This is a genomic window from Mesorhizobium sp. (assembly GCF_024509055.1).
Taxonomy (GTDB): domain Bacteria; phylum Pseudomonadota; class Alphaproteobacteria; order Rhizobiales; family Rhizobiaceae; genus Mesorhizobium.
The window spans coordinates 1-6,722 of record NZ_JANINM010000035.1; the positions used below are offsets into that span (position 1 = coordinate 1).

The 6,722-nt window shown below is 66.0% G+C and carries 5 protein-coding genes, 1 pseudogene and 1 riboswitch; of the genes and pseudogenes, 3 read left to right on the forward strand and 3 right to left on the reverse strand.

What is annotated here, in order from left to right:
• The 3 genes from Q0L57_RS02325 to fdhA form a co-directional block, all read left to right on the forward strand.
• On the forward strand, window positions 1–248 hold a 248-nt coding region (locus Q0L57_RS02325; protein WP_296737428.1), incomplete at its 5' end, for a homocysteine S-methyltransferase family protein.
• A gap of 24 nt (window positions 249–272) precedes the next feature.
• Window positions 273–1,502 (forward strand): aromatic ring-hydroxylating dioxygenase subunit alpha, encoded by a 1,230-nt coding sequence (locus Q0L57_RS02330; RefSeq protein WP_296737430.1) that lies wholly within the window; start codon window positions 273–275, stop codon window positions 1,500–1,502.
• A gap of 68 nt (window positions 1,503–1,570) precedes the next feature.
• Window positions 1,571–2,761: a formaldehyde dehydrogenase, glutathione-independent gene (fdhA, locus tag Q0L57_RS02335; protein ID WP_296737432.1), complete on the forward strand. Its 1,191-nt coding sequence runs from the start codon at window positions 1,571–1,573 to the stop codon at window positions 2,759–2,761.
• A 218-nt stretch (window positions 2,762–2,979) separates the two neighbouring features.
• Here the strand turns inward: fdhA and metE are convergent, their stop codons facing one another.
• The 3 genes and pseudogenes from metE to Q0L57_RS02350 form a co-directional block, all read right to left on the reverse strand.
• On the reverse strand, window positions 2,980–5,322 hold the full coding sequence (gene metE, locus Q0L57_RS02340) for a 5-methyltetrahydropteroyltriglutamate--homocysteine S-methyltransferase (protein WP_296737433.1): 2,343 nt from the start codon (window positions 5,320–5,322) through the stop codon (window positions 2,980–2,982).
• Window positions 5,323–5,419: 97 nt separating this feature from the next.
• Window positions 5,420–5,622, reverse strand: a riboswitch (cobalamin riboswitch).
• 77 nt (window positions 5,623–5,699) lie between these two features.
• Window positions 5,700–6,416, reverse strand: a complete 717-nt coding sequence (locus tag Q0L57_RS02345) for an MgtC/SapB family protein (RefSeq protein ID WP_296737436.1) — start codon at window positions 6,414–6,416, stop codon at window positions 5,700–5,702.
• A 121-nt stretch (window positions 6,417–6,537) separates the two neighbouring features.
• Window positions 6,538–6,722: pseudogene (locus tag Q0L57_RS02350) on the reverse strand (hypothetical protein); the annotation flags it as partial.

Consider the following 6,722-nt stretch of genomic DNA (forward strand, 5'->3'; position numbering starts at 1 on the left):
CCGCGCTCGATCCCTTCACCTGCAACCGCTACGAATGCGCCGAATACGCGCGCGAGGCCTATGACATGGGCGTGCGCTACATCGGCCTTTGCTGCGGGGCCGCGCCCCATCACATCCGCGCCGTCGCCGAGGCGCTCGGCCGCACTGTGCCGGGCAGCCGCTATTCGCCCGACATGTCGAAGCACGCCTTCTTCGGCACCGATGCGGCGATCCCCGACAAATACAAGGAACGCCGCGTCGAGATCTGACCGGGCCAACCCACGAGGCAGCCAATGAGCATCACTTCCCTTCAGCAACGCCACCCGGGCGGCGACGCGATCGACGCGCTCGTCGCCGCGCACCGGCCGGGCCACGGCCTGGCGCGTGCCTTCTACATGGACCCGACGATCTTCGAGCGGGACATGGAACGGGTCTTTCGCCGCCACTGGCACTGCCTGGCGCATGAAAGCGTCGTCGCCAATCCCGGCGATTTCGAGCTGTTCCGACTGGGGGACGAGCAGGTGATCCTGACGCGCGGCATGGACGGCGTCGTCCATGCCATGCTCAATGTCTGCCGCCATCGCGGCGCCGAGGTCTGCACCAAGCCGAAGGGCAACGCGAAGTTCTTCGTCTGCCCTTACCATGCCTGGACCTACTCCAATGACGGGTCGCTGCGCGCGGCCCGTCTCATGCCCAAGGATTTCGACCGCGCCGCGCATGGCCTGAAGAAGGTCCATGTCCGCGTCGCGGCCGGCCTGGTCTTCATCTCCTTCGCCGAGACCCCGCTCGATTTCGACCCGATCGAGAACGCGCTGCGCGCAAGCTGCGGCCAGTATGGCTGGGACAAGGCGAAGGTGGCGCATCGCCAGTCCTATCCGCTCGACGCCAACTGGAAGCTGGCGGTCGAGAACTATGTCGAGTGCTACCATTGCGGCCCGGCGCATCCGGAATATTCGCAGACCCATGCGCTGGAGCAGCCGCTCGAGATGATCGAGAAGCTCAACCAGGCGATGGAGGCGCGCACCTGCGCGCTGGGCATCGAGGTGGTGAGCGGCGACCGCTGGCAGAATTCTTCCGCTGGCCAGGAAGCGATCCATACGTTCCGCTACGCGCTCTATGACGGCGTGGCCACCGGCAGCCAGGACGGCAAGGCGGTAGCCCCGCTGATGGGCCGCTTCGCCGATTACGACGGCGGCGTCACCTCGATCCATCTCGGCGGCACAACCTTCCTCGTCTGCTACCCCGACCACGGCATGATCTACCGCTTCATCCCAAAGAGCGTCGACACTTGCGAGATGGAGCTGATCTGGCTGGTGCGCGGCGATGCCGAGGAGGGCAGGGACTACGACCTCGAACGGCTGACCTGGCTGTGGCGGGTCACCACCGACGAGGACAAGAAGATCATCGAGCACACCGCGCGCGGCGTGCGCTCGCACTATTTCACGCCCGGCCCGATCGCGCCGATGGAGCACAACGAGCTGCGTTACATCGGCTGGTATCTGGAGGAGATCAGTCGGCCCTGAACTGGCCGCATGGAGCCTGCGGCCTTGAGGGGGCCGTGTTCGACAATCACAGCAAGGGAGGAATTAAAGTGAGCAAGAACAGAGGCGTGGTCTATCTCGGACCGGGCAAGGTCGAGGTCCAGGACATCGACGATCCGAAATTCGCCGCGCCCGACGGCCGGCGCATCGAGCATGCGGTGATCCTGAAGGTCGTCTCGACCAACATCTGCGGTTCGGACCAGCACATGGTGCGCGGCCGCACGACGGCGCAGGCCGGCCTGGTGCTCGGTCACGAGATCACCGGCGAGATCGTCGAGAAGGGCAGCGACGTCGAGATGCTCGAGGTCGGCGACATCGTCTCGGTGCCGTTCAACGTCGCCTGCGGACGCTGCCGCTGCTGCAAGGGCCAGGACACCGGCGTCTGCCTCACCGTCAATCCGTCGCGCGCCGGCGGCGCCTATGGCTATGTCGACATGGGCGGCTGGATCGGCGGACAGGCGCGCTACGTCATGGTGCCCTATGCCGACTTCAACCTGCTGCGCTTCCCCGACCGCGACCGCGCGATGGAGAAGATCCGCGATCTCACCATGCTGTCGGACATCCTGCCGACCGGCTTCCACGGCGCGGTGCGCGCCGGTGTGGGCGTCGGCTCCACCGTCTATGTGGCCGGCGCCGGTCCGGTTGGTTTGGCGGCTGCCGCTTCGGCTCGCATCCTCGGCGCCGCGGTGGTCATGATCGGCGACTTCAACAAGGAGCGTCTCGCGCACGCCAGGAATGTCGGCTTCGAGGCGATCGACCTGTCGAAGAGCGACAGGCTGGGCGAGATGGTCGCCGAGGTGATCGGCACCGACGAGGTCGACAGCGCCATCGACGCGGTCGGCTTCGAGGCGCGCGGCCATGCCGGCGGCGAGCAGCCGGCGATCGTGCTCAACCAGATGATGGAGATCACGCGGGCCGCCGGCTCCATTGGCATACCGGGGCTCTACGTCACCGAGGATCCGGGCGCCGTCGACAGTGCCGCCAAGCACGGCAGCCTGTCGCTGCGCTTCGGGCTCGGCTGGGCCAAGGCGCAATCCTTCCACACCGGACAGACGCCGGTGCTGAAATACAATCGCCAGCTGATGCAGGCGATCCTGCACGACCGCCTGCCGATCGCCGACATCGTCAACGCCAGGGTGATCTCGCTGGAGGATGCCGCGCAGGGCTACGAAAGCTTCGACCAGGGCGCGGCGGTCAAGTTCGTGCTCGACCCGCATGGCGATCTCGCCAAGGCGGCCTGATCGACAATAGCGAAGACGCCGGCGCGGCAGCACTCCCTCTGCCCTGCCGCAATCTCCCCCTCAAGGGGGGAGATTGCGCGCTCTGACGCCTTGCCGAACCACCGGCATTGCAGAAAGGGCGCCGGCGCGAAAGCTGCCAATCTCCCCCCTTGAGGGGGAGATGTCCGGCAGGACAGAGGGGGGTATCTTAGAGCGCTAACCGGTCGCGAGCGGCGTGGTCACGCCGCCTTCGCCAGCGCGCGCAGCCTTTGCGCCGCCGCCACCATGTTGACGAGCGCCGGGCGCACTTCTTCCCATTTGCGGGTCTTCAGGCCGCAGTCGGGATTGACCCAGAGCTGGCCGTCGCCGATGCGCTGGCGCGCCAGCGCGAGAAGTTCTTCCATCTCCGCTACCGCCGGCACGCGTGGCGAATGGATGTCGTAGACGCCGGGACCGATCTCGTTCGGATATTTGAAGCCGCGGAAAGCGTCGAGCAGCTCCATGCGCGAGCGCGAGGTCTCGATCGAGATCACGTCGGCGTCCATCGCCGCGATGGCGTCGATGATGGCGTTGAACTCCGAATAGCACATATGCGTGTGGATCTGCGTGGCGTCGGACACGCCGCTCGAGGCGAGACGGAAGCACTCGACCGCCCAATCCAGGTAATGCGCCCATCCCGACTTGCGCAGCGGCAGGCCTTCGCGCAAGGCGGCCTCGTCGATCTGGATCATCGCCGCTCCGGCCTTTTCGAGATCGACGACCTCGTCGCGGATCGCCAGCGCGATCTGACGGCATACCGCGCTGCGCGGCAGGTCGTCGCGCACGAACGACCAGTTGAGGATGGTCACCGGCCCCGTCAGCATGCCTTTCACCGGCTTGGTCGTGAGCGATTGCGCGTACTGCCACCAGCGCACCGTCATCGGGTTCGGCCGCGAGACGTCGCCATAGATGATCGGCGGCCGCACATAGCGTGAGCCGTAGCTCTGCACCCAGGCATGCTCGGTAAAGGCGAAACCCGACAGTTGCTCGCCGAAATACTGCACCATGTCGTTGCGCTCGAACTCGCCATGCACCAGCACGTCGAGACCGATCTCGACCTGCCACTCGATCGCGGCCGCCGTTTCCCTTCGCAGGAAAGCCTCGTAATCCATGTAGCTCATCTCGCCCCTGGCGTGCGCCGCGCGCGCCTTGCGAACGTCCGCCGTCTGCGGGAAGGAGCCGATGGTCGTGGTCGGAAAGCGCGGCAGGGCGAGCTTGCGCGCCTGCAGCTTGCTGCGTTCGGCAAAGCCGTTCCTGCGCCGCTTCATCGTCTCGTCGATCCCGGCGATGCGGCCCTCGACCAGCGGGTCGTGGACCTTGAGCGAGGTGCGCCGCGAAGCGACCGCTTCCGAGGACGCCCTAAGCGCGGCGGCGACCGCGTCCCCGCCATCCGCCAGCGCCTTGGCCAGCACGGCCAGTTCGTCCATCTTTTGCACCGAGAAGGCCAGCCAGGAGCGCAGGTCCGCGTCGAGCCGGGTCTCGAGGTCGAGGTCGATCGGCACGTGCAGCAGCGAGCAGGAGGGCGCGATCTCGAGGCGTTCGGCCGGCCAGCCGGCGACAGCCGGCCTGATCCGCTCGACGATCGCTTCCAGGTCGGCGCGCCAGATGTTGCGGCCGTCGATCAGCCCGAGCGACAGGACCAGGTCCTTGCGTGCGAAGCGCCCGATGGGTTGCAGCTGTTCCGGCTTCTTGACGAGGTCCAGATGCAGGCCGGCCACGGGCAGGGCGAGCGTCAGGTCGAGATTGTCGCCGAGCGCGCCGAAATAGGTGGCGAGCATGATCTTGAGGTCGGGAACGTCGCTCGCCAGCCGGTCATAGGCAGGCCAGATGGCGGTGCGCTCGGCAGGGTCGAGATCGAGCACAAGGCAGGGCTCGTCGATCTGCACCCAGTCGGCGCCGGCGTCGCGAAGCCGGGTCAGCAGTTCGACGTACACCGGCAGCAGCTTCGGCAGCAGCGCCATGCGGTTGAATGCATTGCCGGCCGCCTTGGCGAGCTTCAGGAAGGTGATCGGCCCGAGGAGGACGGGACGGGTATGGATGCCGAGCGCCTTGGCTTCGCGGAAATGGTCGAGGGGCTTGGCCGAGGTCAGAGCGAACGCCTGATCCTCGCCGAGTTCCGGCACCATGTAGTGGTAATTGGTGTCGAACCATTTGGTCATTTCCAGCGCCGCAACGCCGTGCCCGGCATGCTCCGCGTGGCCGCAGCTATGCGCCGCGCCGCCCTCGCTGCCCCTGGCCATGGCGAAATAGGTATCGAGCGGGACCTCGCCGCCTTGCCAGCCGTAGCGCTCCGGTATGGCGCCGACCATGACGGCGGTGTCGAGCACGTGGTCGTAAAGCGAGAAATCGTTGGACGGGATTTTGCCAACCCCGCGGTCGCGCTGTTCGGTCCAGTTGGCGCGACGAAGCGCCTTCGCCGTATCGAGCAGGTCCTGCGCGGAGGATTTGCCCGACCAATAGGCTTCGAGCGCGAATTTCAATTCCCGGCGGCGACCGATCCTCGGCACGCCGAGCGTGGCGACAGCAATGGTGGAAGACGACATTTTCATACCCCGATGAAAGGGGCTGAGCGCACGCGGCCGCTTGCAATTCGGGCGGAAGGCACCGCCGCATTGCCGCGCCCCACCGAGACACCCGCCCGTGGACGATATTTGCCGGGGCAGGTCTCCTGGCTCGCGGGTCTTGGCTGTCGCTCGTCTTCCCGGGGCTTCAAGCCCCAGTGACATCAGGTGAGCTCGGCTCGCTGCTTACAGTTGCGGGGGCAGCGCCGGTATCTCACCGGCTTCCCTCTTAGCTCCGCCCGGCCGGAAGCCGGACGAAGAACCTCGACGATGGCAATTCACTCCAACGCGGCTTGGCTGTCAATATCATATAAAGAAATATTTATGTCTTTAAGTGTTTGGCGGCAGCCGGCCGCCTCTCAGTCCTTCGTGCTCCCGTCCCATGTGGCATTGGACACGCCCGCCTGCTTTTCGAGAAAGGTCGTCACCGCCTCGATCTCATGCGGGTCGACCGCCGTGCTCACCAGCGTCGCCACGATCTCGACGGTGTCGTCGCCTCTTTCCGTGACCTCGACATCGCCGACGGGATAGTTCGCGTGTTCGAGGCGCTCGACCAGGAGGTCGCGCATCTGCGGCATCGCCTCCTTGTTCGAGATGATGCTCACCTCATAGGTCGCTTCCATGGTCCGGTCGTTGATCGGGATGCGGTTTATGAGGTTGACGAGCGGCCTGAGCAAGGTGTTGCCCGCCAGAACGAACACCGTCAGCAGGGCCGCCTCCGCGATCATGCTGGTTCCGGCGCAGCACCCCACCGCGGCCGAGCACCAGAGCGTCGCCGCCGTGTTCAGGCCGCGGACATTCATGCCTTCCTTCATGATCACGCCGGCGCCCAGGAAACCGATGCCCGAGACCACATAGGAGATGACCCGGACAGCGTCCGACGTTCCCGAGATCCTTTGCGCGAGGTCGACGAAGGCCGTTGCCCCGACGGCCACCAGCACGTTGGTGCGCAGACCCGCCGTGCGCTGCCGGTACTGGCGTTCGGCGCCGATCAGCGTGCCGAGTATGAAAGCCGCGACAAAGCTCACCGCGGTGTTGAGGAAGGGATAGAATTCAAAGGTTTCGACGAATTTCATGACGGCTCTTCCGAAGGTTTGCGCGGCACGATCCCATTGGGTTCGAACAGCAATGTGACGGCCGGGTCGTCTGCCGTCACGCCGATAACATACGCGCCTGGGCCCGCGCCGGTGACGGCGATCACCGGCGCGAGCTTTGATAGGCGGCAAGGATCGCTCCCAGCCGTTCGAAGAAGGAGCGGCCATGCTCGTCCGGCCAGCCGCCAAGCTCGACGATGTGCAGTTCCAGCCGGCCGGTCACCGGGCTCACCCGCCACCGCACCACCGGACCGCGCCCCTTGCGGCCGGCCGGGCTGACCACGCGGA

What these genes read in the sequence shown, in the direction of transcription:
- Q0L57_RS02330 (WP_296737430.1), top strand. Translation starts at nt 273, where the DNA reads ATGAGCATCACTTCCCTTCAGCAACGCCACCCGGGCGGCGACGCGATC.
- metE (WP_296737433.1), bottom strand. Translation starts at nt 5,322, where the DNA reads ATGTCGTCTTCCACCATTGCTGTCGCCACGCTCGGCGTGCCGAGGATC.
- Q0L57_RS02345 (WP_296737436.1), bottom strand. Translation starts at nt 6,416, where the DNA reads ATGAAATTCGTCGAAACCTTTGAATTCTATCCCTTCCTCAACACCGCG.